This window comes from Calothrix sp. NIES-2100, assembly GCF_963875285.1.
In the GTDB taxonomy this organism is placed as follows: Bacteria; Cyanobacteriota; Cyanobacteriia; order Cyanobacteriales; family Nostocaceae; genus Aulosira.
In genome coordinates this window covers 358,267-384,595 of sequence record NZ_CAWNLA010000001.1, presented here as the reverse complement: position 1 = coordinate 384,595, position 26,329 = coordinate 358,267, and the positions used below count along the sequence as shown (strand labels likewise).

Here is a 26,329-nt window from a genome sequence, read left to right as displayed (position 1 = left end):
AAAGAGCGATCGCTTATTTAATCAAAAACAACTGGCGATAAGGGACTTCCAAATAAAAAAATATTCCAATCATTAACCTACCAAACCCGCAACTCGTAGGGGCGGGGTAACCCCGCCCCTACAATTTGGCATAATTTATTTTTTGGAGTTTCCTAAGCGATCGCACTACTACAAGGTTAACAACAACAGGCGATCGCATTATCGCCTACAACAACCACATTTTCTAAATCAACGAAACGCTATGGTGCTAGGTGGAAGGCTCGGAATCATAGCCTAACTTTCTTAACGCATCGGCAGCACTTTCACGCACAGATTTATCTTGGTCGTTGAGTAGTGCTAGTAGCCCTTGCAAGACTGGCTCGGAAGCTTTGCCTAACTTACCTAACGCATCGGCAGCACTGCGACGCACAAAATAATCCTGGTCGTTGAGTAGTGCTAGAAGCCCTTGCAAGACTGGCTCGGAAGCATTGCCTAACTTACCTAACGCATCGGCAGCAATGCCACGCACAAAATAATCCTGGTCGTTGAGTAGTGCTAGTAGTCCTTGCAAGACTGGCTCGGAACCATAGCCTAACTTACCTAACGCATCGGCAGCACTGCGACGCACAAAATAATCCTGGTCGTTGAGTAGTGCTAGAAGCCCTTGCAAAACTCGCTCGGAACCATAGCCTAACTTAACTAACGCTTCGGCAGCACTTGCACGCACATAATTATTTTGGTCGTTGAGTAGTGCTAGTAACCTTTGCAAGACTGGCTCGGAACCATAGCCTAACTTAACTAACGCTTCGGCAGCATTTTCACGCACATAATTATTTTGGTCGTTGAGTAGTGCTAGTAGTCCTTGCAAGACTGGCTCGGAAGCTTTGCGTAACTTACCTAACACACCGGCAGCACTGCCACGCACATAATCATTCTGGTCGTTGAGTAGTGCTAGTAGCTTTTGCAAGACTGGCTCGGAAGCTTTGCCTAACTGAACTAACGCATAGGCAGCACTGCCACGCACATAATCATTATGGTCGTTGAGTAGTGCTAGTAGCCGTTGCAATACTGGCTCGGAAGCATTGCCTAACTTACCTAACGCATCGGCAGCACTGCGACGCACTTGAGAATCTTGATCTTTCAAAGCTTTAACCAGATCAAAAGCAGCAGATTTAGCCGCCACGCCAATCTTTCCTAATTCTCCAGCAGCACGTCGCCTATCTTCTACCTCTGGAACAAACAGATCGTTAATTAGGCGGCGAATACGTCGTTGAAGTTGTTCTTGTTTGAGTGCTTCCAGATCCAGCCCTGCGAGTTTACCTAGTTCCTCCTCCACAAAACTAGGTACTTTCGCTTCTATGCCTTTGGCAATACAACATTCTCTGACTGCAAGCAGAAAACCTTTAATTTCTTCTCGTTTATTTGCATCGCTGTCTACTTTTGCTAAAAACTCACGCCAGCTTGCTTCATTTTCTTTGTGATGTTCTACTAAATATAGTCCTGCTAAGTACTCAGCTAACGGGTCTAGAGCAAACCTAATTGTGCCTGAGTTTCCAGACTTAATTAAATAAAGTTTTTTCTCAAAATGTTCCAGGGCTTTATCAGCTTTTTCTTGCCCCAAGGCATCAATTAAAGAGTTTCGCTCTACATAATTTGGCTTATAGTTCTGCTCAAGACATTTCCACGCAATCAGCTTCGCATCTGGCTCAAGTGTGTGATATTCCTCAGCAGTGCTTCTTTCCACTTCTCGATTTAGCTTTTTTAAGTGGTCAATTATTAAATCAGGGATATTGTCAAGAGAACGTTCCGTAACTGATAAATTCTCCTTAGCATTAATCATCCGCTCTGCATAAAGCTTCGCTAGCAAAACTGTAATTGTTTGCTTGTCACCTACTATGCGTGCAAGTTGGGCACATTCTTGCAAAAATTCTTCCTGATTATCCTCAAAAAGTTGCCATTTTTTACATTGTTTTATATACTGCTCAATAAAATATGCTAACTTCCCACCATCAAAACGTAGGGTTTTTATCTTGGTGTCGATTCCGTTAAATCTTTCCTCAATACGTGAAGTAACTACCAAAGCGTTAGCCGGAAACTCTCGGAGGTTGGGATTAATCTGCTCGCGGGTTTGTTGATTCATCTCCGAGAAATGATCCACAATTAAGAGAATCCGGCGTTTTCGTAGCAGTTGTTCTACTAGCAATTCATCAACAATCTTTTGTTCGCTGTCGCTCAACTCCTGGATATGTCCCACAATTTCTTCTATTAGAGGCTTGATACCTTCACCTAATTGCGATTTCAGTTCTTGCTCAATTAGAATCGGTAACATTAAGTGTTCTTCGTTCAGGCGTTTAGACTTGTCTTTAATCATTGCCCATTTAGCAATTTGACAAGCAATAGTTGTTTTTCCCGAACCTCCCTCACCCCAAATCAGCAACCTTACTCGTTTTTCTATTTGCTTTTCTGTTTTAAAAGTTCCTCTCAAGTCTGTTGCTGTTAGTTCTTCAATATCTTGATTGTTGAATTTCACAGGGAGAGAAACGTAATCCTTGCGTTCATCAACGGTTTCATTTTGCAAAAATTTTTTCTCGAAAGTATGAATGTGTTTCTCAACCCAAGCATCAAGAACTCTAGGACGGTACTTGAGCCAAATTACAAAAGTAACTGGTACTTTTAACTCTGGTGTGATTGGTGTTTTAGGAACTTTCAATTCCGCAGGTAGCCGCAGCAGCAATAAGGGATAAAACCGCAGTACTCCCAGGTACAAAATGACTATAACCCCTAACACACCCGCCGTTACTGTCCACGGTAAATCCTGATTTTTTTCATCAGATTTATCGTCTTTTTCTGGCTCTTTTTCCTCAACCGATGTATTTGTCTTTTTTACCTTCGCAGATTGCTGAGGTTGAGGTGTAGATTGCGCTAATACTTGTGTATATACCAGACTACTCTCTTGCTGAATATTTGCCTTTGCCCAATTCTTACTTGTCAATAACAAGGGTAATGAAACTCCCAACAAGACAAATTTCAGCAATCCTAAGAAGCTTTGTCTAGTATGCTTATTCATAAATGAAATTAGGCAAAAAGGCCATATTTTTGCTATTTTACCCTAATTTCAAATTTTGCTTTGGTAATTTATAGCGGTTATCAGTTGAGTGAGGTATAAGAACCCCACCCCCAACCCCCTCCCCGCAAGCGAGGAGGGGGCTATAATATAGCTCACTAGACCAAGAAACGCTGTAACTTAGATAGAGTGTAAGTAAGTCGGCACAAATAAACCGAACTATGTAACAGAATGTAAAATGCACGAAACCTTTGCGATTGCTTCGTTTCACTTCGTTCCACTCGCAATGACATACCTTGGAATTTTTACGCCGACTTACTTATCTCAGCTTTGATATTGCAACGAGAGTATAATTGTCATTGCTTTGAGGTACGACATAGCAATCCCATAGACTTGTTAGTAGTTCAAGATTTTGCGATCGCTAAAGAGCGATAACGCTCACAATGGCGTTGTCAACAAGCGGGATACTCGCTTTGCATTAGGTGTTTGATTTAGGCGATCGCTTGATATATACAATCAATACTTAATGCTTCACGCGCCCGTTAGTTGGCTCTTGTATAATTTCATTTGGGCTAGTTTGAGTGTTTGGCTTCTCTACAACAACAGGAACTGATGAAGTAGATGTATTCCCCCGCTTGCGACTAGATCCACCTGCCTTTGAATACTCTATGCTGTTTTTGCCGTAGGCACTCGCGACTCCACTGAGCATCCGTTCTGACATTGCCGAAAGTGCTTTATCCATCTGAGTTACAGTCTTACGCGATTCCTCAAGATTGGACAGAAGTGTATTATGAGATTCTAGTATATCACGGGTAGTATCAATTAAGCGGCTGTATGCTTCAATAGTTAATCCATGCCCTAAATCCAGATTTTCATCAATGGATTTGAGCAGAGCAAGACGACGTTGGGCTTTGTCTAAAGCAGCTGAACCGCGAGTTGTCACAGACATGGGAGATGCTCCTTCTAGAATACTTCTGTTTCAAGATAGTGGAGTTTTCTTGTATCTGAGATGAGTAGTTTTGTTGATTTAATTTACTGGCTGGATTAGCAGTAAGTCTGTGTTTTTACCTGTATGTCTTTGTTTAATTAGGTTGACAGATGGGACTTACAAAAAATTACCATATTCCGTAGTGCGTTCGCACTACAAATTTATGCACTACAAATTTATTGGGTATTTAAAAAATTGAATGTCCCTACTTATTTATGGTTTCAGAATGAACGCGATCGCCAATTGTAGTCTCCGAAATGGCTATTGTAGTATCAAAAATGGCAATTGTAGTATCAGAAATAGCAATTGTAGTATCAGAAATGACAATTGTAGTATCAGAAATGACAATTGTCGGCTCAAAAATGGCAATTGTCGGCTCAAAAATGGCAATTGTAGTGTCAAAAATGGCAATTGTAGTGTCAAAAATGGCAATTGTAGTGTCAGAAATGGCAATTGTAGTGTCAGAAATGGCAATTGTAGTGTCAGAAATGGCAATTGCGTAGGCGTAGCCAACTTTTACCATCGCCTGTACAGTTTTGGTATGGTGTGCTGCCTTTTTGAATTAGCGAAAATATCGAGAAGATGGGACAAATTCAAAAATTGTAGTTTACTGTCACGCACCTTTAGACAATTAAGCGATCGCGCCGGGAATTAACTACTACTGAAATTGCTGAATTGCTGAATTACCTCAAAAGTTTTTAGCTTTCACAGGCTAAATGCGATCGCTCCTGCTACCCGATCGCGGTCATGGCTACCCAAATTTATTGTAAAAAAATGTAAAGACAGATAAAACCCTTAAGCAGAAAGTTAAAGGTCATCACAGGACAGTTAGGACAGTTAAGGATTTTTTGTCACTTTATATCCAATTTTTTCATGAATGAGCATTATTGCTATTAATTTGTCAATTCGTACATTTAGTAAAAAAAAATACAATTTTTCCTATTTACAAATTTGGCATATAGCCAAATAATAAAATGCAATTATCTACACCTTTGGACATCAAAGTCTAAATGTGTAAAATTCCAGTCGTCAATTTTTAATCAAAATTTCACGATCGTAGTGACGACGATAAACAAATAGAGACTACCAGTGCCAATACTCAATAATTGCAGTGCCCAAAGCCTGCTGAAGCACTGGGAAAAGTCCTGAAAAATCCTTCAGGAATTTAGGGACTGACAAATCAAAAAACATCCCAAATTTTTTGATGAAATGAGCATTTTGCCCTTACCTTGTATTTTCAGGCAGGCATAGTTCCTACTTTTTAATTCAGCAATACCAAGAATAAAATATGACAACAACTCCAGATAAAACTTTAGATGCACGCAATCGCGTGATTGAATCCGCCAACCGATTGGGCGTTCAACTCAACGAGCAAGAATTAGAGCGCTGGATGAAGTCGATTGTAGAAGCCACAGGCGACAGCGATATTGTCGTCGATGAAGAGACTGGTGTATTTGGTCACAAAGTCACCATGTTGGATTTTGATCCCAAAGAGCTAGAACGCTTTCGCGCCATCGGTAAAATTGTCGAATTTGACGATGTTGCCGGTGTTGTAGAAACTGCGTTAGCGCTTTCTGGTTCAGCAGCCCAATCGAAAGTACAAACTCACCCAGGGGACTGCGACTACTTTGAGCGGGTGAATATCATTGCTCCCACCAGAGCCGAAGCTTGTGAAATTCTCGCCCGCATTATGCGTGAGAAAGCAATCAACAGTATATCTGGCCCCAATTTTCAATTAATTGAACTGAAATTTGGTAGCTATCCTCAAGAAGTGATTCGTAGCGATCGCACCTATCACAAAGGCTCACCGATTTCATGGCTTCCAGACGAAATTGTCGCCGGAGAAATTCAGGGTACAGATCTACAAGGAAATCCCCTCGTCATCACTTGGGATTCTGTAGCCCACGACCCTGGTTGGTGTAAGCTGGACTGGGTGATTGCCGATCGAGTGCGCGGTCAATTGTCCAACGCTAGCAACATGTTGGATGTCACCTGGGAAGCTCCCGATGGCACAATCACGCCCTTAGATGGCTATCTAGACGGCTACTTCCAAGAAGTTTACCTAGATACTCAATCTGCCCCCATCTTCTCTAAACTTGTCAAGCAAGTCTCCACCGATGTCATGGATGACTATATGACACAGTTACAAAAAGAAGTTAAAAAATATGTAAAAGACGACTACCTCAACTACGGTAAAGCCGCTAAACGCCTGTATAACATCTTTCGGCTGAATGGGCAATATGAAGAAGCCGCCTTTTTGCGCGAACTGTTTGACGAACCAGCAGCCTTACTTTATCAAGTCCACGCCCTGGTAAGAACTGTCCAAGAAGCGACGGAAAAAAGCACCGTCTTTGACATCGAAAACATTCTCGATCAGATGGATGAACTGATTATGGGAGTGATCAAAGTCTTGGAAGGAGAAGAAGAATTGGAGATTGTGCGCCATCTTCTGCGTCTATATCGCTGCATCACCCGTCAAGAGGGAGGTGTTCCCCTCGGTCCTCAGGTAGACGCAGCCCAAGCTGAGGTAATGAATATTGTCAACAATTTCTTCTATGAAAAGATGACAGCACTACCGGCAATTAAAGCTTATATCGACAGTCTCAAGGCTTAAGAGCAAGCTAAATCAATGTAAATTAATGTTCACGCTGCAAGTTGTTTTGCAACAGATTGCAAAACAACTTACCTTGTTCAATGGCATCATCCAGCGCCACATGGTTCAAACTAGTTTCCTCTAACCACTCAGTTGCTAGGTTACGCTTCCCGGACTCACCATAGCTGCGTTTCAAGAATGCCATTGCATAGGAGCGGATGTCTAGCGCTGAATGCTCAAAGGGACTATCACCCACAAAGTTGATCAAATACCAATAGACAAACATAAAATCGAAGGCGGCTGGATAAGCAACAAATATCGGTTCACCGGGTAATGCTTTCAGCCAAGCGTGGTATGCTTGCATTACCGATGCTGGAGGCTTGGGATTGACTCGGCAAGCAGCCCAAGCCTCTGGCTGTTCTGACCACCATTTCATAGTTTTGGGATGGCCTGTTGCTCCCGGTAAAGTTTCCAGATTTGCGGAAAAGGTGGCGATTAATTGTTTATCTGCGGTGTATGCAGCCGATCCAATACTAAGCATGGAATGAGGTCCAGGGATAGGGCCATCTGATTCGATATCTGTGCTGACGTAGATTTCTGTTGTCACCTGTTTTTCCTGTTCTACCCAAAAAATTGAGTGTTCATCTAATTCTAGGCAGATGGTATGGTTTGCGGGTAGGGCATCGGCTGACAATTTATCCAAAAATACAATTTCAGCAAAATAACTTCGGGTAAATATCTAGAGGACGATCTGAATTCCAGAGGAGCATCCCAAATGTGTGAATTAATTTTTGTGTAGTGCGGGAACCAAAGCCCGCTTCTTGGACAAAGGGAGCAAGATGCTCCCACTACAAATTTATTTACAGCGCTTTTCAAATGGATATACCTCTCTCCAAACCTCTATCCTAAGAGGAGAGAGGCTTTGATTCCCACTTCCCTCATGGGGAAGGGGGTTAGGTCTGCGTGTAGTCTGCTGAAATGAAAACTGCTGTAAGGCAAAATTGGGATACTCCCACCAAAGAGCGAACCAACAATCAGCGATCGCGCCTGGAATTGACTAATAGTAAAATCCCTCAGTTTTTGAATCACCTCTGAGGATTGCTATAAGTTTTTACTAATGATTCAGCACTGTTTTATCAAGCTTTTATAATCTCAAGACCCAAAGACAATAATTCTCACAATTTAAATAAGTTGACCATCGTATAATCACGTAAATTTTATTTTTATTAAATAATAAAGGTGCTATGCCCATAAGTCTTACTACAGCTATATTTAAAGATTTTTATTTCCTTGTATGAGGATTTTTCAGATTTCTTGTGACAACATCATCTCCAAGTTAGAATATGATTGTTTATCAATTGTTAGACTAATTGTTGGCGACTTTAAACTCTAATTTAACGTGTGACTTATCCAGGAAATATACATATATATGCCCCAGCGATTACGTCTTTAGAAGAACGTGACTGGAAAGCTATGTCTGAATTGTTTGATCGGGACGATAGTGATGATATTGAAGCTGATATCCGCAATAATTTACTGTGGATGATACCTGAACCCTGTTGGGGAGATGATCCCTTTGACTTTTTAAGCGAATATCTTTAAAATTAAACACTTGGGCAATTTTTAAACAGCATTGAGGCGACTGAGAAAAGTACGTAGGCGATCGCTTTGAGGATTTGTCAGAACTTCATGAGCAGAACCTTGTTCTACGACAACACCTCGGTCTAAAAATAGTACTCGATGTGCGACTTCCCGCGCAAATTGCATTTCATGGGTGACAACTACCATTGTCATTCCCTCTTTTGCTAATTGCTGCATAACTTGCAGCACTTCGCCAACCAGTTCCGGATCTAAAGCGCTGGTAGGTTCGTCAAATAGCATAATCTCAGGATTCATACATAAACTCCGGGCGATCGCCACCCGTTGTTTTTGTCCCCCAGAAAGTTGTTCGGGATAAACTGATGCTTTATCAAAAAGACCAACTTTTTCTAAATACAACCCTGCTAATTGGGCACTTTCTTTCAGTGTTTTCCCCATGACTTTCTGCGGAGCCAGTGTCAAATTTTCTAACACACTGAGATGGGGAAACAGATTAAATTGCTGAAAAACCATGCCTACCTGGGTTCTAAGTTGTCGCAATTGAGTATAGTTGAGAGTGGCAGCGGATAAATCGAGACCGTTGACAACTAAACGCCCATGATTAATCCTTTCCAAGCAGTTAAAGCATCGTAGTAAAGTACTTTTACCACAGCCAGAAGAACCAATCACAGCAACCACTTCTCCCCGATTGATTTCGCCAGTGATTCCTTTGAGGACTTTCAGGGAACCAAAGCTTTTTTCAATATTTTCAAAAATAATCGCGGGGACAGAATTTTTCATTATTTACGTCAGTGTGCTTTAAAGTTGATTTTAATGTTTTTTGTCACTTGTCATTTGTCATTTGTCATTTGTCATTGGGCATTTATTATTTATCTTCCTTGTCTCCCTTGTCCCCCTTGTCCCCCCTGCCCCTCTGCCCCCATCCCCAGGAATAAATATGGCTGGATTTGCTTGTATTCGTTGCTTACACTCGTTGTTGGCTACAGTTTTGAGTCTGTTGTTACTGGTTGGCTGTAGCGTTAATCCTAGTGTGGATAAAACCCTGCGGATTGCTAATGAACCGACGTTTCCACCTTTTGAGTTTCTGGGATCTGATGGGAAATCGCAAGGTTTTTCTATTGATTTGATGGGTGCGATCGCAGCTGCGGCTAATTTTAAAATAGAATTTCAAAGTTTGCCCTTTGATGGCATGATCCCGGCTTTGCAAGCCAAAACTGTAGATGCGGCGATTAGTTCGATTACAATTACCGAACAGAGAGCAAAAACTATTTCCTTTTCCCGTCCTTATTTTAAAGCTGGGTTGGCGATCGCAATTCGCGCCGACAATCAAGATATTACTAACTTTAACAGCCTCAAAAATAAAAAAATTGCTGTACAAATTGGCACAACTGGAGCCAAAAAAGCCGAGGATATTCCCGGAGGAGAAATTCGCAGATTCGATTCTGCACCTATAGCCCTACAAGAATTAGCCAATGGTAATGTGGATGCGGTAATTAACGATGCACCAGTAACTTTATACGCAATTAATACAGGTAATCTCCAGGGGCTGAAAGTAGTAGGGCAATTGCTAACAGAAGAATATTACGGCATTGCGACACCGAAAAACTCGCCCAATCTAGCCTCGATCAACGATGGTCTGGATAAAGTCCTCAAAAATGGTACTTATGCCCAAATTTACCGCAAATGGTTCAAAACCGAACCTCCAACCTTACCAGCCAAATCACCCTTTGAAAACCAAACTACCTCTGTATCGGGAATATTTGCCTTATTTAGCGTGATTTGGCTGGCTTTACCCACTTTGCTACAAGGAGTATTAATCACACTGCAACTAACAGTACTTTCTGTAGTGCTGGGTTTAGTTGGTGGTTCCTTCATTGGGATTGTCCGCCTTTCCCGGATTCAATTTGTGCGTTGGATAGCGCGGGCTTACGTGGATTTCTTTCGCGGAACTCCTTTACTCGTGCAGATTTTTATGATTTATTTTGGCATACCTGCGATCGCCCAAGAATTGGGTTTTACTTTCTCCTTCGATCGCCTAGTCGCCGGGGTAATAGCCTTAAGTTTGAATAGCGCCGCTTACATAGCCGAAATTGTCCGCGCTGGGATTCAATCAATTGAACCAGGACAAGCCGAAGCATCACAATCACTCGGATTAAGTTCTGTCCAAACCATGCGCTATGTAATTTTTCCCCAAGCTTTCCGGCGGATGATTCCACCTTTAGGTAATGAATTTATTAGTTTGTTGAAAGATACCAGCTTAGTTTCAGTCATTGGGTTTGAAGAATTACTCCGCAAAGGACAATTAATTGTGGCAAATAACTATCGCGCCTTTGAAATTTACGCTGCTGTGGCTGTAGTTTACCTATGCTTAACACTGCTTTCTTCCCAAGCATTTAGTCGCCTAGAAGCTTGGATGAATCCCGTTAAACGTTCTTAAAAATTCATTTGTCATTTGTCATTATTTTACCAACTTGATATGAATATGCATATAATGAGCCTGAATAGGACAGGGTTCATGTGCTGCTTTATCCCCTGTCTTGGTGACCCTGCACTAAACTTTATTCATCTCTTATTTCTTTCTTGGCGTACTTGGCGTAATTGGCGGTTAATTTTTAATTTCTTTCGCTGAATTTACAAATCAATCAGGGGTTGGTTGATAAAATGAGAGAATAAACTCACATTCATGCCCTGTATCAGCTAAAGTGCTGGGAAATGACCAAGTCATAAAAGCTAGAATGCCTGTCATGAATTGGGTTCTTAATTTGTAATTTTAAATTTTATGGTAACCCAACTCAGCGAAAGCCAATCATCAAATCAACTGATAATAACTTGGGAGGCTTTACCCAAAGATTTTAAATTAGAGGATGAACCAGTGGAGAATACAGGTCAGCCAATCTTGGCTGGTGCTTTGCGCGAAAGTTTAGAAATCAGTGGTTTCATCCAACCACAAATGTTGAGCGCCTCCAATTTTGGATTGTGTGCAACTGTCAACGGACAATTGATTATTAAAGCACCAGACTGGGTTTACGTACCATCAGTTAAAGAAGTGCTGAGTAATCGCAAAAGCTACACACCAATTTTAGAAGGTGAAATTCCACTCATTGTCATGGAATTTCTCTCAGATACAGATGGGGGAGAATATTCAGTCAAACGCACTTATCCGCCAGGAAGATGGTTTTTTTACGAGCAGATTTTGCAAGTTCCTATCTACATAATTTTTGAACCTGTTGGCGGATTATTAGAATATTATCAACTAGAGAATGGCCGTTATGAATTACAGCTACCTGACGAAAATGGTCGTCATTGGATAGAAGCAATGGGCTTATATTTAGGAACATGCCAAGGCACAAAAGAAGCGCATACTGGTTATTGGTTACGTTGGTGGGATAAAAATGGCAATTTGTTACCTTGGGCGGTGGAACAAATTGAACAAGAACGCCAACGCACCGAACAGGAACGCCAACGCGCCGAACAAGAAAGTCAACGCGCCGAACAAGAAAGTCAACGCGCCGAACAGGAACGCCAGCAAAAAGAAAGGCTAATCGCTTACTTGCAATCTCAGGGGATTGACCCAAATAATCTACCCCCATTCGAGTAGAAAACATCAGCGATTCAGATCCCCGACAACTTTTACGAAGTCGGGGATCTTATTAGGGACTACCAAATAAAAAAATATTCCAATCATTAATTTACCAAAGCAACTCGTAGGGGCGGGGTTACCCATACGTGTCAACTTAAGTCAAAACGCTGATTCCACAGGCATTTTACCCCACCCCTCAATCCCCTCCCCGTAAACGGGGAGGGGAAGTTTTGCGTCAGCAAAACTGGGGTGGGGTAGCGCGGATCTTGGTGGTACGTGATTTTGTATCAAATCACATCTTGGCAAGGGTTTTACGTTAAGTTGACACCAATGGGGGTTACCCCGCCCCTACAATTTGGCATAATTTATTTTTTGGAGTTCCCTTAGTTAAATTTAATCAACTGCGCCGAGAATTTTCAAAGTAGCTTTTTGGGTTGCACTTAAACCTGTAACGCCTTGAATGTTCATTCCTTCATAGAGACGGGGCGATCGCAAAATTTGCAAACATTCGCCGGTAGAGATATCCCACAGCCGAATTGTTTCGTCTTGAGAACCACTAGCGAGGATGTTTCCGTCAGGATGAAAAGCGATCGCCCAGATGAAATTATTGTGTCCCCGCAGTGTCTGCAAACATTCCCCTGTCTGGCTATCCCAAAGCTTGATAGTTTGATCGTGGCTGACACTAGCAACAAACTCGCCGTTGGGACTAAACTTCACACCAGTGACATTAGCTTCGTGTCCTTGCAATGTTTGCCAACAGTTTCCTGTGCTGATATCCCAAAACTTAATTTTGTATTCTATATCCCCAGTAGCTAAAACTTGACTGTTGGGATGAAAGGCTATCGATCCAATAAAGCAATAATTTCCTGTCAATACCTGGAGAAGTTCCTTTGTGTTTGCATCCCACAGATGAATGCTATTTTCACTCAGACTAGCTAAAAATTTGCCATCAGGACTCCAGGTAACTGAAAATATCCAGCCTGTATGTCCCTCTAAAGTTGTGAGACATGTTCCCGTTTTCACATCCCACAGCTTGATTGTCTTTTCTGCACCTGCACTAGCCAAAGTTTGATCGTCAGGGCTATAGGATACTGAAAAGATAAAACTAGTATGTTCCTCTAAGATTTGTAGACATTCCCCTGTTGTCACATTCCAAATCCGAATTGTGCTATCTACGCTAGTACTTGCCAAAGTTTGCCCATCGCTATTATAAGCTAAGGCCGCAATGTCCCCAGAATGACCGTACAAGCTATTTATGGTATTCCCAGTCGGAAAATCCCAGATTCTAATTGTATTTCCTGTATTACCAGCCAAGGATTGACCATTGGGATGGAAAACTACTGAGCTAATGAAACTGGGATATCCTTGTAAAGTATTGATACATCGTCCTGTAGATACCTGCCATAATCTAAGAGTTTTGTCTTGAGAACCACTAGCGAGGATTTTCCCATCGTGGCTAAAGGCAACTGACCAAACACGAGTCGTGTGACCTGATAAAGTTTTAATACAATGTCCTGTGTTGACATCCCATAAACTAATGACAGGGGCTTCAGTTGCGATCGCCAAAGTTTGCCCATCGGGACTAAAAGCAATTGACCAAACTATATCTAAGTGCGGTGCTTCTAAAGTTTTGCTACATTCACCTGTGCTGACATCCCAGAGTTTCACCGTTTTGTCTTGACTACCACTGGCTAGAATTTGCCCATTAGGACTGAAAGTAACTGACCAAACTGTTTGGGTGTGTCCCTCCAAAGTCTGGAGACATTCACCAGTACTCAGATCCCAGAGTTTCACGGTTGTGTCTTCACTTCCACTAGCCAGAATTTGCCCATTGGGACTAAAAGCCAATCCAGCAATTTTGCTTACCTGTCGTTTCAGTGTTTTTACGCACTGACCACTGCGAGTATCCCAGATTTTGATTGTTTGGTCTGTTTTACCAGAAGCTAGTAGAGTGCAATCTGGACTAAAGCTTGCTAACCAACCACGTAATGTCTCTTCTTGTACAGTATGCAGGCATTCCCCTGTGTTTACATCCCAGAGTTTAATGATACCGCGATCGCAACAACTTGCTAAAGTATTGCCATCTGGGCTAAAGTGAACTTGCCAAACCCAAGCAGTATGTCCCGCAAAACTCCGCAGTTTTTGACCATCTTCTATATTCCACAGATGTATTCTGCCATTGACATCACCAGTAGCCAGAATCTTACCCAGAGGACTGAATCTTACTGCTACGATTTCTACCAAAGCTTCATTAAAAGCTGATTTTTTTAAATCGCTATTGCGTAAGTTGACTTGATGCAGATTCACATCTTTAAGGTAAGCCTGCCAGATTCTTAAACCGGAAAAATCCCAGCCTGTGAAATCAACTTTTAGCTGATTCAGGAGGTTAATTGTATTCCCACCAGCATATCCAGGTATAGCAGCAAATTTTTCTCGCAGTATGGAAATAATTTCTTCGAGTCGCCTCTCAATTGCTGCTGAGTTTCTCAAAGTAGTTTTTAACCGACTCAATATCGGTTGCAAAATCACCCGTTTTTGACTTTCACGAACATAATCTTTAGCCGTAGCTTCTATTAAGGCATAAGTATTGAATAATACTACCTCCTGGGAGAAAATTTCACTACAAACTTGTTGAATGAGTTTGTCAGTCATGTATTCCATCACCACAGGTTGTTGGGTATAGCTACCTGATTGCTGTTCAATTAGCGATCGCCCTTGCAGAGATAACAGTGCATCTAATAACTCTCGTTTAGATACCTTGGGTACGATATCCTCTCGTAATTCTGGTAGCGTCACCCATTCACGTTTAATTGCTAGCCAGTACATCACTTGCTGTTCGTTAACAGACAAGCGATGGAATTGTTGCTCTAAAATTTGCCAAATATCGCCAAAAATAACCGAACCTTGGGCTAAAAATTCGCTAATATTCCCATCAAACAGGCGACAGATTGTAGTCGCCACGATTTTCAAAGCCAAAGGATTACCTGCATAGCGCTGAATTAAATTGTCAAATTCATCTTGTGAATTTACCAGTCCTTTGGATATCAGAATCTCTCTTGCTGCGGTTTGTGGTAAACCAGTTAGTTGCAGCGATCGCACGGGTAAGTTTTCTCCTTCTCTGGCGATGAAACCAATCGGTTTCTCCCGACTAGTAAATACCAAGCAACTTTGATGGCGTTCATCTCCCACCCGGCGGAAAAATTGACCGTATCCTTCATATCCCCGACGATAGTGACCGGATTTTGTACCAGTTGCCAAAATCGATTCCACATTATCCAGTACAATCAGACAACGTTGAGAATCGAGATAGTTCATCAAGCAAGAAATTTGACCATCTTCAGTTTCTGGCACATTTACTGCTTGCTGCTCCCAAACAAATGTAATAATTCCTTTGAGCAGATCAACTAACGGTGGAGCATTTCGCAGACTGCGCCAAATTATGTAATCAAAATTACCTTTTAGTTGTTCTGCTAACTTCACAGACAAAGCAGTTTTACCAATCCCTCCCATCCCTAATAGCGCTACCAAGCGGCATTTATCATTCACAATCCATTCTTGTAGCTTTGTTTGTTCTGCCGTCCGACCATAGAACATAGACACATCTATTGCTTCTCCCCAATCTTGGTGCAGCAATGTTTTAGGAGTTTTTTCTATTACACTAGTACTTTCTTGTGAATCTGCTGGTGAGAGACTAAAATAACGCCGTCTTAATACAGATTTAATATTACTTTTATTGACATTTTCTCCTAGTGCCTTTGAGAGAGTCTGCCATAATCTATACCCTACATCTCGAATATAATCATTATCATAACCAGACCTTTCGGCAATCTCTGCATAAGTATATCCTTCCCAAGATTGACGGAGAACTAGCTCTTGAATGTTACTTAAATGCTTTTGCTGTAGCACTAGATCTAAAACCACCATTGCTTGCTCAAACGTCAATTCTGTAGCTCCTACAAGCTCCAAGAAAATAGATGATTATCTTAGTTTTAATATGAAATTTGCTTGTTAAAGCTGATTTAAAATCTTTTTATTTCCATAAAATGTGTTTTTTGGTCTTTACCTGATTTTTTATGATTTTTTATGATTTTTTAACAGCATACTTTAATCACTGGAAAATGGGGCATGGGGCATTGGGGAGCCACTGCGTTGGACGGGTTTCCCGGCTTGTTCGCGCAGCGTCTCCCCTTGGGAGAAGCAAGTGGCGTCATGGGGTATTGATTTTCATGGCGAGCGTTGCGGGATTTTCCCGTCTAATCACAGTCATTGACAATAGACACTCTGACGAGACTAACTCTGGGCTTCCAAGTCGTGGGGATGAGAAGCGAGGGAGACCAGAAAAGTAAATTTTCATGCTTAAGCGGAGAATTTTTACGTGATTATACATAGATATATGTAGGGGCGGGGTTTCCCCGCCCTTGCTTGCGCGGTTTCCCCACCCAACAATAGGTGACACGCAATCATTGATTAAATTGACCTCGCCAACACTAGAAATCATGTATTGGGTTGATTTTTTGTATTCAATTTTGCCAAAAGAGAGAAAAAACCTATACCGAAAATCTGAAATGTTGGGATAAACTGTTGCCATCATGTGAGGAGTAAGCGATGGTTAATCACAAGCTGGGACGTATATTCTCAGTAGGTTTTATCAGTTTTTGTTTTTGTCTAGGTATTGGTATAGGAATTATCATCCGTTTTGGGCAGATACAGCGTTCAAATGCAGCGACGACACCTAGCGAAAATCTGCCATTTCCCTTTGTTATCCCTGAGAATCAGGAAGTACCTTCAGACACAATCACCATTAAAGCGGTTGGCGATGTAATTCCTGGGACTAATTTCCCTAACTACAGACTACCTCGCTTTCGCGATGAACTGCTGCCAAAATCTGTCAGAGGGTACCTGCAAGGAGCCGATATTTTATTTGGAAATTTTGAAAGTAGTTTAACTAACTATCCCTACAGTTCTAAGGATATGAGTCAAGGACAAATTTTTGCCTTTCGCTCTCCACCTAGTTATGCGCAGTTATTTGCTGATGTTGGGTTTGATGTGTTTAATTTAGCCAACAATCATGCAATGGACTTTGGGCTTGTGGGTTTCCAAGATACGGTTAATAATCTCGCAGCTGTAGGCATTGAAACATTAGGACATAAAAATCAAATTCTCTATTCACAAGCTAATAACATTCCGGTGGCAATGATCGGATTTACTACCTATGATTTTTATAATTCTGTTCACAATTTAGCAGCAGCAAAAGCTCTGGTATTAGAGGCCAAAAACAATGCAAACATTGTCATTGTATCGATGCAGGTAGGCGCTGAAGGTACAGGAGCATTATATGTGAAGAACGAAACAGAATTTTTCTATGGAGAAAACCGTGGCAATTCGATGCAGTTTGCCCGGACAATGATTGATACAGGCGCAGATTTAGTTTTAGGACATGGGCCTCATGTTCCCAGAGCAATAGAAATTTATAAAGGGAAACTAATCGCTTATTCTTTGGGCAACTTTTTAGGTTACCGGACTTTGTCTACAGCAGCTGAGACAGGTTACTCAATGATTTTAGAAGCTAAACTCAACTCTCAAGGAGATTTAGTAGGTGGGAAAATTATTCCTATTCATTTAGATCGCCAGGGAATTCCTAGAATTGATCAGCATTTTCGGACTGTAGGACTGCTGCGTTATTTGAACAATCAAGCTTTTCCCAAGAATCCAGTAAAGATTAATAAAAAAGGGGAAATTGTGGTAATGAATCGGCAGTGAGTATGACGGCTTTAAAACAGTGACTGAACTTGATGGGTTTATGGTGGGCAATGCCCACCCAACATTGAACCTGACAGTGTAAATTATTTATGCAAAAATCAAATCGAATTTATAGAGAAATCAAAAGACACATAGCTATATTCCGGAAATATTTCTCTACATCAACAGATTAATTCAGTTGCCGGAAATTCCTGAAGAATGCGTTTAAGTGAAGTAATTTTAATGCACCTCATGGCGTTAGATATATCTAACCACTGCCGTTGTCTGTAACCTGCTTCTGGGTAATCTTCACAGAGAGTTTCCACTGGTAATAAATACATATTAACTCGGTAATTTTTACCTTGTTTGCGATACTTATAAGTACCAATTTTTTGTGTATTTACCTGGCCAATTACTCCAGCTTCTTCCCAAGCCTCTTTTGCTGCTGAATCAGGTGGACTCATACCATTAGGAATATCACCTTTCGGCATTACCCACTTGCGGCGATCGCGGCTAGTAATCAGCAGTACTTCGATTCTGCCATCTTGAATTCTATAAGGAATCACCCCGGACTGCTTCAATACTTTGTTGACTTTTGAACTCATGTGATATGCATCCTATGGTTTCATTTAACTTGACTCACTGCTAACGGCTATTGCTCAAAGAATTGAGACGAGTTATTGAGAAAAAAGTGCCACTTAGCTCTTAAGGCTAATATTAACTACTTTTTTTGCCTGGAATTGCTATATAAGTACTAACTATTTCACCTTTTCACATTTGTATTGTCAATGAGTGATTTAAAGGACATTTATCCAGTAAATATTAAATAGTCAGCATAAATACGTACCCCAGGACAGATGAAAATGGGTATGGGGCATGGGTAATTTTGTATTTATCTACCTTGTCTCCCTTGTCCTCATCCCCCTCATCGCCAAGTGTCATGCACTACCTACTCGTAGAAGGGATATTAAAATAACATATATAAATCAGAATCAGACTTTGTCATGTGACCAATCGATAACATAAATCACAAAGTCTGTTAGACTAAGCACAATATTCTGTAAACTAAATAACTGGCAATGCCTTGCAAGCTTACCAAATCGGCGGCGGCGTTGATGAAAGCAGCAAATTGATTAAGAAAAATTTATGTCGCTCATAGTTCAGAAATACGGTGGTACCTCTGTTGGTTCAGTAGAACGCATTCAAGCTGTTGCCCAGCGGGTTTATCAGACTGTGCAAGCAGGAAATTCGCTGGTAGTGGTGGTTTCCGCAATGGGGAAAACTACTGATGGGCTGGTGAAGCTAGCCAATGCTCTCTCTGCTAATCCTAGCCGCCGCGAAATGGACATGCTGCTTTCTACTGGCGAACAGGTAACTATTGCCTTATTAAGTATGGCATTGCAGGAAATTGGACAGCCAGCAATTTCCATGACTGGCGCTCAGGTAGGAATTGTTACCGAAGCCGAACACACCCGCGCTCGCATTTTGCACATTGAAACAGATCGCCTGGAGCGCTATCTCAATCAAGGTAAAGTGGTTGTGGTTGCAGGATTTCAAGGCATAAGCAGCACGGAAGAATTAGAAATTACCACTTTGGGACGTGGTGGTTCCGATACATCAGCAGTGGCATTAGCCGCTGCATTACGAGCAGATTTTTGTGAAATTTATACAGATGTACCAGGGATTTTAACTACAGACCCGCGTTTAGTTCCCGAAGCCCAACTGATGACCCAAATCACCAGTGACGAAATGTTGGAACTGGCAAGTTTGGGTGCAAAAGTGCTGCATCCCAGGGCTGTGGAAATTGCGCGGAATTATGGTGTGCCCCTAGTAGTGAGATCTAGCTGGACGGATGATCCAGGTACTTGGGTGACATCTCCCAAACCAATCGGGCGATCGCTGGTAAATTTGGAAATTGCCAAAGCAGTAGATGGTGTAGAGTTTGATACAAACCAGGCAAGAGTAGCTCTGTTGCGCGTACCCGATAAACCAGGAGTAGCAGCGAGGTTATTTGGGGAAATTGCGCGGCAAAAAGTAGACGTAGATTTAATTATCCAATCGATTCATGAAGGTAATAGTAATGACATTGCCTTTACCGTCACCACACCAATATTAAAACGAGCAGAAGCAGTAGCCGCAGCGATCGCCCCAGCACTGAGAAGCCACCCTCACGCCCCAGCAGAAGAAGCGGAAGTGATGGTAGAGCAAAATATCGCCAAAGTCAGCATTTCCGGGGCGGGAATGATCGGCCGTCCCGGCGTTGCAGCCCAGATGTTTGCTACCTTAGCCGAAGCAAATGTCAACATCCACATGATTTCCACTAGTGAAGTCAAAGTCAGCTGCGTAGTTGCGTCCGCAGAATGCGATCGCGCCGTCGCTGCACTCCGCAGTACCTTTGAAATAGAAGCAGTACAAGAGGACACGGAGACAGAGAGACGCGGGGACGTGGAGAGTAATTTCCCCGCGTCACCCCCTCTCCCCCTCTCCCCCTCACACTCAACTCCCCCCGTGCGTGGCGTAGCTTTAGATATGAATCAAGTGCGGCTGGCGATTCGTCAAATACCAGATCGTCCGGGGATGGCAGCGAAGATATTTGGATTATTGGCGCAGCACAACATCAGCGTTGACATGATTATCCAATCCCAACGCTGTCGGATAGTTGATGGGATTCCTAGAAGAGATATTGCTTTTACCGTCGCCCGGATAGATGGGGACAATGCGCAAAAGATGCTTTCACAAGCAGGCGCAGAATTAGGCTGGGGTGAAGTTGTCCTTGACAGTGCGATCGCCAAAGTAAGTATCGTCGGTTCCGGTATGCTAGGACAACCTGGTGTGGCGGCGAAAATGTTTGAGGCTTTAGCCCAAAATCAAATTAATATTCAAATGATTGCTACCTCAGAAATCAAAATTAGCTGTGTTGTCGCCCAAGAACAAGGTAGCAAAGCCTTGCAAGTAATTCATGAAGCTTTTGGGCTGGCTGGTAGCGAGAAATTTGTCGTACCAGCATAGTTAAAATAATTCCTAATTAACGCTTGGGTGCAACTTAATATTCTGACCTCTCTGGTAAACCTCTCTCCTTGTAGGAGAGAGGTTTTGAACATTGGTGTCAACAGTCTAATGACCAACGACTAATGACCATTGACCATTTCCGAATTTTCTCGTAGACAAAGAAATATTACTCAGTATTAATACGCAAGCTATAATCGAGTAACTCCGGATAAAACTATATTTATTTTCATGCATAGTCACCTTCTGGATGCACGTTACCGAATCTTGGCGGTTCTGAGTGCTGAGGAATTGACTCAAACCTATTTGGTTGAAGATACTAATCTTCCTAACAGTCAATTTGTGTTGAAGCAGCTACATCCTGCTAATAACAATCCCCAAGATTTAAATATACTGCGGCGCTTGTTTACAGGTGAAGCAGAAACCTTAAAAAAACTAACTCAGGAACACAATCAAATTCAGAAATTAGTTGCTTATTTTGAAGACAATGAAGAATTTTACTTAGTCCAAGAGTTCATTCCTGGTAATCCTTTAACTGAGGAAATTTTCCTAGGAACACCTCTAGAGTCAGACCAAGTTATCAGTCTCTTATTAGAAGTATTAGAAATTTTGGCATTTGTACATAGCTACGAGGTAATTCATCAAGACATTAAACCTACGAATATTATTCGGCGTGAGTCAGATCATAAGTTAGTTTTGGTTGACTTTGGTTCTGTTAGAGAAATTGTCACTACTACTGTTGGGAACCTCGAATATATACCGATAGAACAATTACAAGGTAACTCGCAATATAACAGCGATATATATGCTTTAGGAATAGTGGCGATCGCTGCACTTATCGGGTTAACCGCAAATGAAATAACTCTATTACTAAGCGACAAAAATATCCTGACTGGTGAAATTATTTGGCGAGATCAAATGCCTCAAATTAATAAAGAATTAGCAAAAATTATCGATAAAATGGTGCGTTTTGATTATCGTAAACGTTATCAGTCTGCTAACGAGGTTGTAAATGATCTCAAGCAGCTAAATAATCATGATGACGCACCCGAACAGCAACAGCAGAAACATCAAAAACCTTGGTTAATTCTCACAGGAATAGCTAGCTGTCTTACTGTTGGTGCAGCAGCTTGGTTTTTTTTGATGCCAAAACCTCTAGACGATCCAAAGTTATTATATCTGGAGGGAGTAGAAAAGTATGAAACAGGTCACTACAATGAAGCCATACAGAATTTTACTCAAGTTATAGCTCTTAATCCCCAAGATGCTAGAGCTTACAATCGGCGAGGTGATGCTTTTTATCGATTAGGAAATTACCAAAAAGCCCAATTAGATGCAAGCATTGCAATTAAGCTAAATCCTCAAGATGCTAATGCTTACTATGACCGAGGCTTTTCTAATTATGAATTAGGAAAATATAAAGAAGCGATCGCCGACTATACCAAAGCAATTCAACTCAATGCCAAAAACCACTATACTTATTATGGGCGCGGTCTGGCTCGTGTAGAGCTGAAAGATTATCAAGGCGCAATGGCAGATTTTAACAAAGCGATCGCTCTTAAACCCAACTATAGCGGTGCTTATTTACAGCGGGGTATGCTGCGCCGTCGTCTGAGACAAAAGCAAGCAGCAATTCAAGATTTTGATACAGCAATTGAGATGAATCCCCATGATGCCAAAGCTTACTTACAAAGGGGTTTAACACAATTTGCTATTAACCAAAAGTACTTTGCTATCAGAGATTATAACAGTGCAATTCGGCTTAATCCCAAATATATAGAAGCCTACCTGAATCGGGGAGATGCTTATAGTGAATTAGGCAAAAATTTAGAAGCTACTGAAGATTACAACAAGGTATTAGAGTTAAATCCTAAATCATCGATAGGTTATATCCATAGAGGGATGCACCGCTTTTCTGTCGGTAATTATCAAGGTGCAATCGCCGATTATACTGAAGCAATTAAGCTCAACCCGAAAAATGCTACCGCTTATAATAACCGGGGTAATACTCATCTCGAACGGGGAAATAAACAAGCAGCAATTGCAGATTACTCAAAAGCGATCGCAGTTAATTCTAACTATGCTTTAGCTTACTACAATCGCGGTTTGTTGCGGGCTAAACAGGGAGAGAAAAAAACTGCGATCGCTGATTTTCAACAAGCAGCCAAAATCTTTAAACAGCGAGGACAAACAAGTAGTTATAAAGATGCACAAAGAGAAATAAGAAATTTGCAAAATTAGCCTGTTTAAAGATGATTTGTAGTCAGCACTTTAGTGTTGTTAGATTCAGGACTGAAGTCCTGACTACGAATTATTAATTATTAGCTTGACGCTTCAATTGATCAATTACTGTTAACCGAATATCCCGTTTTTCTGCAATTAACTTAATTCCCGGTTGTTGCAGATTGAAGAAATCTAATCCTTTCTCTTTACCACTGATTAAAAATTCTGTAGTAGCAACTTTGTAAGTTTTGTTAGCCTCCAGAGGTTGACCGTTAATTAACCAATTTCCGGAACTGGATTCTTGAGTAACTTTGGCTGTATGCAAGTAGCCACCATTACCTTTATTAGCTTGTCCTTGCTCTAATACTCTTTTTAAGAGCGTACCATTTATCTCTATTGCCACAACTTTACCACCAAAAGGTAATATCCGAATTACATCATATTGGGTCATTGGGCCTGGTGGAATGACATCATCAATCCGAATTGAACCACCATTAAATACAGCTAAATCTGCTTCCGGAACTTCCTTTAACATCGCTGCTGCAATTAAATCTGTTAGCTTGGTGGATTTATTACGGACACTAGATTCTAAACCATCTAAAGCTATTGGTAATTTGGCAATTTCTTGATTTGGTTCAAAACCATTGGCGCGAAATGCTTGGTAACCTCTTTCTACCCATTCCTGAACTACCTTTGCTGTTTTCGGTTCATCGGGAATTTTGTCGGTAATTGGTATGAGTCGAGAATTAATTTGCAGGCTTTTTTTGATAGTGTCGTAACTTAATTGATGCAGGTAAACTGTACGCGCATTCGCATCGGCTTTAAAAATTGGTGTAAAATCTCTACCCCGCCATTGTTGAATATTTTCATGCTCGTGACCGCCAAGAATGATGTCGATTTCTGGTACAGTTTCTGCTAGTAGGCGATCGCTCTCTATAGAAAGATGGGTAATCGCCACTATAATATCAACTTTCCCCTTGAGTGCCTGAACTTGCTGCTTCGCTGTTGCGATCGGATCGGTATAACTAACGTAATTCTCTCGGTTACTATTGATAGTCAGACCGATTAACCCTACCCTGACGATAGCACCGCGATCGCCTTTGACATTAAATATTATTGCGCGCGGCACACCTGGGAACGGCTGCCCTTTACTATCAGATACATTACTCGAAACCCAGCGAAAACGAGATTCTTGCAACCGTTGATAGAAAAGCTTTTCTGGTATGTCAAATTCATGATTACCAAAAGTCGCATAGTCAAACCCGACAGCATTCATCACCGCTACCATTTGCTGACCGGCTAGTGGTATACCGTTAATTTTGGCAGATCCTAAAGCCGAAGGGCTAAAAAAATCACCAGCTATTATCGTGTAGATACGCGGGTTGATTTGGGAAAGTTGTTGTCTTAGTGTAGCCACACGCGCCAAACCGCCGCGAGTTCCCCCTTCCACTGGCGTAATCTCGTAGATGTCATTGAGTTGTAGCAGATCAATCTTGACGATTTCTGCCATTACAGGTGTAGCTAAAGCCACTGTTGCTAACATCTGTAAAACGATGCAGCAACCCTTCGGGATAAGTTTCATTTTTAGTTGGTAATTACTTATACAGCATAGATTTTAAAGCTTTTTACCGTTATGGAAGAAGTGCAACTGATCTGGCGAATGGTGGGTTTGACCCCTCAATTTAGAGCAAAAAGTTCTCTCGCATACCCGAAATAACGCCCGCAGGCTGGAAGCCTGGGGCTATCGCTACAAAGCCCACCTTTCCTGCGGAACGCTTCGCGAACGTGGGCTAAATTTTCTTAGCCCACGTTCCCGAAGGGTAGGTGGGCTTTGTTAGATTAGCCGCACCATTCTATGGTGACGGCGGGATTAAGGGATCAGCGTATTACCCCTGATTCGCCAGCAGTATCCTTTAAGAAGTCGGGGATCTTGTTGTTAACGAATCTTATTTAATTGCCAATTGCAGGTTGTCCCTGAGTACTGTAGCGATTGACTGCGGATAACGCTACACTATCAATTTGTGATGGAGAATCCTGGCTATTAAATAAGTAGGAAGTTTGCGATCCAGGGAAGATTTTTGTACTCCACTGATTACCTGTCTTAGTCTGCATTACCCACAACCAGACCTTTTCTTGTCCTGTAGATTCCCAGGTGAGTTTGTTGATTTTACCCGTAGTTGCATCTCGCTCAATTTTCAGTGCCGGTTGCGGCGGTGGTGTCGTGTCTAACCAGGGAGAAGCGGGAACTAGTGCGGGAGTTGAGTAAGTTTCCTTTTGTAGCAAATCGGCAATGCGATCGCGGTTTTGCATTAAAGGCTTTATACTGTAGTGAATGTTACCCGTTGCTCCGGTAAAACCTCGCGTTATCTTAATCTGATAGAGAATTTCATTTGCTGGCCAAGCTGCGGAAGTGCGATCGCCTACTCGACTAGTATAATTACCCGGCCAAATATGTCTTCCTAGTGGGTTCTGTTTCAGCCACCAACTCAGCAAAACTGGATAACTTTGTTGTGTTTTCTCAATTTTCCAATACAACTGCGGCGCAAAATAGTCTATCCACCCCTTAACTAACCATTGGCGAGAATCAGCATATATCTCCTGGTACGCATCGAAAGATCCACCGCCATTACTATTCATTGTCTGCGCCGGGTAGCCCGGACGCCAAATGCCAAAGGGACTAATACCAAACTTTACCCAAGGTTTTTCTTTTTTGATTGCTTGATAGAGTCGTTGCACTAATGTATTAATGTTTTCCCGTCGCCAGTCATCACGCTTAAGTGTTCCCCCTGATTGCAGGTATTTTTGCCAACTGGGTGCGTCGGGAAAATCGATCGCCCGCCGATTGCGATCGCGTTCTGGATACGGATAAAAATAATCGTCAAGATGAACTCCGTCTATGTCGTAGCGTTTGACCACATCCATAATGACGTTGACTGTGTAATCCTGAACTTCTGGTTCGCCAGGATCTAGCCAAAGATACTTACCATATTGCTTCACCCATTGGGGATGAAGTTTGCTGACATGGTTCGCCGCCATTGGGGATTTGGATTCAGGATGACGGGCGCGGTAGGGATTAAACCAAGCGTGTAATTCTATACCGCGTTTATGTGCTTCTTCGACAGCAAAAGCTAGGGGATCGTAATCAGGTGATGGTGCTTTTCCCATCTCTCCGGTTAAAAATTCCGACCAAGGTTCATAACTAGAGGCGTAAAGTGCATCAGCAGCGGGGCGTACCTGTAAAATGACTGCATTCAGCTTTAAGGCGACAGCACGATCCAGCATCGCTATCAGTTCCGCTTGCTGTTGTACTGTTGTCAATCCTGGACGGGAAGGCCAATCAATATTAGCTACAGACGCAATCCACACACCGCGAAACTCCCGTGTTGGGGAAGGGGGGAGAGATATGGGGTGGGAAATTTCTGTAGACTGGACAGAGAAAGAGGGGGTAACTAGTAGTAGTAATCCGCCCAGAAAAGTTGCTTTTAAGTAAGTGGACATCAGATACAGTAAAGTTTTAAGAAAAATCAACGCCGCTGTTGCAGGTAAAGCAGAAAATTC

Annotated in this window: 16 protein-coding genes; 7 read left to right on the top strand and 9 right to left on the bottom strand. The window is 41.9% G+C overall.

Translation table 11 applies throughout. From position 1 onward, the window contains the following. Positions 1-247 precede the first annotated feature (247 nt). The 3 genes from AACU32_RS01550 to AACU32_RS01540 form a co-directional block, all read right to left on the bottom strand. The gene (locus AACU32_RS01550) at positions 248-3,046 is read right to left on the bottom strand and encodes a HEAT repeat domain-containing protein (RefSeq protein WP_096597194.1); all 2,799 of its coding nucleotides are present in this window, start codon (positions 3,044-3,046) and stop codon (positions 248-250) included. A 520-nt stretch (positions 3,047-3,566) separates the two neighbouring features. Then, positions 3,567-3,992, bottom strand: a complete 426-nt coding sequence (locus AACU32_RS01545; RefSeq protein ID WP_096597192.1) for a hypothetical protein — start codon at positions 3,990-3,992, stop codon at positions 3,567-3,569. 244 nt (positions 3,993-4,236) lie between these two features. Further along, complete coding sequence (locus tag AACU32_RS01540) at positions 4,237-4,554, bottom strand: hypothetical protein (RefSeq protein WP_096597190.1); 318 nt, start codon at positions 4,552-4,554, stop codon at positions 4,237-4,239. Positions 4,555-5,319: 765 nt separating this feature from the next. On the opposite strand from AACU32_RS01540, the gene AACU32_RS01535 reads away from it, so the two are divergent. After that, positions 5,320-6,645: a hypothetical protein gene (locus tag AACU32_RS01535; RefSeq protein ID WP_096597188.1), complete on the top strand. Its 1,326-nt coding sequence runs from the start codon at positions 5,320-5,322 to the stop codon at positions 6,643-6,645. Positions 6,646-6,667: 22 nt separating this feature from the next. Here AACU32_RS01535 and AACU32_RS01530 read toward each other — a convergent pair whose 3' ends face one another. Next, the gene (locus AACU32_RS01530) at positions 6,668-7,327 is read right to left on the bottom strand and encodes a 3'-5' exoribonuclease domain-containing protein (protein ID WP_339377408.1); all 660 of its coding nucleotides are present in this window, start codon (positions 7,325-7,327) and stop codon (positions 6,668-6,670) included. A gap of 698 nt (positions 7,328-8,025) precedes the next feature. Here AACU32_RS01530 and AACU32_RS01525 point away from each other — a divergent pair. Beyond that, positions 8,026-8,226, top strand: a complete 201-nt coding sequence (locus AACU32_RS01525; protein WP_096597186.1) for a hypothetical protein — start codon at positions 8,026-8,028, stop codon at positions 8,224-8,226. A 21-nt stretch (positions 8,227-8,247) separates the two neighbouring features. On the opposite strand, the gene AACU32_RS01520 is transcribed toward AACU32_RS01525, so the two are convergent. Continuing rightward, positions 8,248-9,003 (bottom strand): amino acid ABC transporter ATP-binding protein, encoded by a 756-nt coding sequence (locus tag AACU32_RS01520; protein ID WP_096597184.1) that lies wholly within the window; start codon positions 9,001-9,003, stop codon positions 8,248-8,250. A 157-nt stretch (positions 9,004-9,160) separates the two neighbouring features. Between AACU32_RS01520 and AACU32_RS01515 the strand changes: the two genes are divergently transcribed. Both AACU32_RS01515 and AACU32_RS01510 read left to right on the top strand, forming a co-directional pair. Then, complete coding sequence (locus tag AACU32_RS01515; RefSeq protein ID WP_096597182.1) at positions 9,161-10,660, top strand: ABC transporter permease subunit; 1,500 nt, start codon at positions 9,161-9,163, stop codon at positions 10,658-10,660. A 342-nt stretch (positions 10,661-11,002) separates the two neighbouring features. Beyond that, positions 11,003-11,821 carry a Uma2 family endonuclease gene (locus tag AACU32_RS01510; protein ID WP_096597180.1) on the top strand — a complete coding sequence of 273 codons (819 nt, stop codon included), beginning with the start codon at positions 11,003-11,005 and terminating at the stop codon, positions 11,819-11,821. Between the two features lie 375 nt (positions 11,822-12,196). Here the strand turns inward: AACU32_RS01510 and AACU32_RS01505 are convergent, their stop codons facing one another. After that, the gene (locus AACU32_RS01505; RefSeq protein WP_339377407.1) at positions 12,197-15,769 is read right to left on the bottom strand and encodes an eIF2A-related protein; all 3,573 of its coding nucleotides are present in this window, start codon (positions 15,767-15,769) and stop codon (positions 12,197-12,199) included. 639 nt (positions 15,770-16,408) lie between these two features. Here AACU32_RS01505 and AACU32_RS01500 point away from each other — a divergent pair. Further along, the gene (locus tag AACU32_RS01500; protein ID WP_096597178.1) at positions 16,409-17,563 is read left to right on the top strand and encodes a CapA family protein; all 1,155 of its coding nucleotides are present in this window, start codon (positions 16,409-16,411) and stop codon (positions 17,561-17,563) included. Between the two features lie 161 nt (positions 17,564-17,724). Here the strand turns inward: AACU32_RS01500 and AACU32_RS01495 are convergent, their stop codons facing one another. Beyond that, positions 17,725-18,147, bottom strand: a complete 423-nt coding sequence (locus tag AACU32_RS01495; protein ID WP_096597176.1) for an NUDIX hydrolase — start codon at positions 18,145-18,147, stop codon at positions 17,725-17,727. Positions 18,148-18,688: 541 nt separating this feature from the next. On the opposite strand from AACU32_RS01495, the gene AACU32_RS01490 reads away from it, so the two are divergent. Both AACU32_RS01490 and AACU32_RS01485 read left to right on the top strand, forming a co-directional pair. Further along, a complete protein-coding gene (locus tag AACU32_RS01490; RefSeq protein WP_096597174.1) occupies positions 18,689-20,551 on the top strand; it encodes an aspartate kinase in 1,863 nt (620 codons plus the stop codon). 228 nt (positions 20,552-20,779) lie between these two features. Continuing rightward, positions 20,780-22,789, top strand: a complete 2,010-nt coding sequence (locus AACU32_RS01485; RefSeq protein WP_096597172.1) for a serine/threonine-protein kinase — start codon at positions 20,780-20,782, stop codon at positions 22,787-22,789. Positions 22,790-22,862: 73 nt separating this feature from the next. On the opposite strand, the gene AACU32_RS01480 is transcribed toward AACU32_RS01485, so the two are convergent. Both AACU32_RS01480 and AACU32_RS01475 read right to left on the bottom strand, forming a co-directional pair. Further along, positions 22,863-24,353, bottom strand: coding sequence for a bifunctional metallophosphatase/5'-nucleotidase (locus tag AACU32_RS01480; protein ID WP_096597170.1), 1,491 nt, complete (start codon positions 24,351-24,353; stop codon positions 22,863-22,865). Between the two features lie 368 nt (positions 24,354-24,721). Then, positions 24,722-26,269: a glycoside hydrolase family 10 protein gene (locus AACU32_RS01475; protein ID WP_096597168.1), complete on the bottom strand. Its 1,548-nt coding sequence runs from the start codon at positions 26,267-26,269 to the stop codon at positions 24,722-24,724. Positions 26,270-26,329: the final 60 nt, after the last annotated feature.

Excerpts from the sequence above, each read along its gene's own strand:
- AACU32_RS01550 (WP_096597194.1), bottom strand. The coding sequence starts at position 3,046 with ATGAATAAGCATACTAGACAAAGCTTCTTAGGATTGCTGAAATTTGTC.
- AACU32_RS01545 (WP_096597192.1), bottom strand. The coding sequence starts at position 3,992 with ATGTCTGTGACAACTCGCGGTTCAGCTGCTTTAGACAAAGCCCAACGT.
- AACU32_RS01540 (WP_096597190.1), bottom strand. The coding sequence starts at position 4,554 with ATGGTAAAAGTTGGCTACGCCTACGCAATTGCCATTTCTGACACTACA.
- AACU32_RS01535 (WP_096597188.1), top strand. The coding sequence starts at position 5,320 with ATGACAACAACTCCAGATAAAACTTTAGATGCACGCAATCGCGTGATT.
- AACU32_RS01520 (WP_096597184.1), bottom strand. The coding sequence starts at position 9,003 with ATGAAAAATTCTGTCCCCGCGATTATTTTTGAAAATATTGAAAAAAGC.
- AACU32_RS01515 (WP_096597182.1), top strand. The coding sequence starts at position 9,161 with ATGGCTGGATTTGCTTGTATTCGTTGCTTACACTCGTTGTTGGCTACA.
- AACU32_RS01510 (WP_096597180.1), top strand. The coding sequence starts at position 11,003 with ATGGTAACCCAACTCAGCGAAAGCCAATCATCAAATCAACTGATAATA.
- AACU32_RS01500 (WP_096597178.1), top strand. The coding sequence starts at position 16,409 with ATGGTTAATCACAAGCTGGGACGTATATTCTCAGTAGGTTTTATCAGT.
- AACU32_RS01495 (WP_096597176.1), bottom strand. The coding sequence starts at position 18,147 with ATGAGTTCAAAAGTCAACAAAGTATTGAAGCAGTCCGGGGTGATTCCT.
- AACU32_RS01490 (WP_096597174.1), top strand. The coding sequence starts at position 18,689 with ATGTCGCTCATAGTTCAGAAATACGGTGGTACCTCTGTTGGTTCAGTA.
- AACU32_RS01485 (WP_096597172.1), top strand. The coding sequence starts at position 20,780 with ATGCATAGTCACCTTCTGGATGCACGTTACCGAATCTTGGCGGTTCTG.
- AACU32_RS01480 (WP_096597170.1), bottom strand. The coding sequence starts at position 24,353 with ATGAAACTTATCCCGAAGGGTTGCTGCATCGTTTTACAGATGTTAGCA.
- AACU32_RS01475 (WP_096597168.1), bottom strand. The coding sequence starts at position 26,269 with ATGTCCACTTACTTAAAAGCAACTTTTCTGGGCGGATTACTACTACTA.